At 45.4% G+C, this 998-nt stretch carries 2 pseudogenes; one reads left to right on the top strand and one right to left on the bottom strand.

Features of this window, described 5'->3' with window-relative positions:
* The first annotated feature begins 68 nt into the window (after positions 1–68).
* A pseudogene (bacG, locus tag ACWHAR_RS23540) lies at positions 69–837 on the top strand (NADPH-dependent reductase BacG).
* Between the two features lie 82 nt (positions 838–919).
* Here bacG and ACWHAR_RS23535 read toward each other — a convergent pair.
* Positions 920–998: pseudogene (locus tag ACWHAR_RS23535) on the bottom strand (hypothetical protein); the annotation flags it as partial.

The raw sequence follows: 998 nt of genomic DNA, 5'->3' as shown, positions 1-998 counted from the left end.
TTGTTATTTTCTTCTTTTTTTCTTACGATGTAGATAATAATCCAATTTTTTCTAAGGGGTGCAGTTATTTGTCAAAACGAACCGCATTTGTTATGGGAGCCAGTCAAGGGATCGGGAAAGCAATCGCACAGACCAGCATTTTTCCCTCGTCATTAATTCACGAAATTTGGATAATATTGAATCTGTCAAAGAAGACATTTTGGCCAAGCATCCTGATGCGAGCGTCATTGCCCTTGCGGGGGATATGTCTGACCGGCATACGAGAGCGGGCATTTTTCAGGAAATCGAATCTCAATGCGGACGGCTTGATGTTCTGATTAATAATATCCCGGGCGGCGCGCCTGATACATTTGATAACTGCAATATAGACGATATGACGGCCACGTTCACTCAAAAGACCGTTGCCTATATTGACGCTATCAAGCGTGCTTCCTCACTGATGAAACAAAACGAGTTTGGCAGAATCATCAACATTGTCGGAAATCTGTGGAAAGAACCCGGCGCCAACATGTTCACAAACAGTATGATGAATGCCGCTTTAATTAACGCCAGTAAAAACATTTCCATCCAGCTTGCTCCTCACAACATTACAGTCAACTGCCTGAACCCTGGTTTTATCGCTACGGACCGTTATCATCAATTTGTGGAAAATGTGATGAAAAAAACAGCATATCCAAACAGGAAGCAGAGGAACAGGTCGCTTCCGGGATTCCGATGAAACGGGTCGGATCAGCCGAAGAAACCGCTGCGCTCGCCGCGTTTCTTGCCTCTGAGGAAGCCTCCTACATCACGGGGCAGCAAATTTCCGCTGACGGCGGCAGCATGAAAAGCATATAAAAAACATCCCGCTTAGCGGGATGCTTCTTGTAATGACCCGAACGGCAGGTTCAGCTTTTGAATCCGCGTGACAAATTCCCGCAGATTTTTCCATTTCCTTTACCTTTTGAAAAACGAGAGAAAACTCCTGCCTTGGAAGTGTCTTGATGACATCGGACGGT

It is taken from the genome of Bacillus sp. LR--39 (genome assembly GCF_053613335.1).
This window is presented reverse-complemented; position numbering and strand designations above follow the sequence as displayed.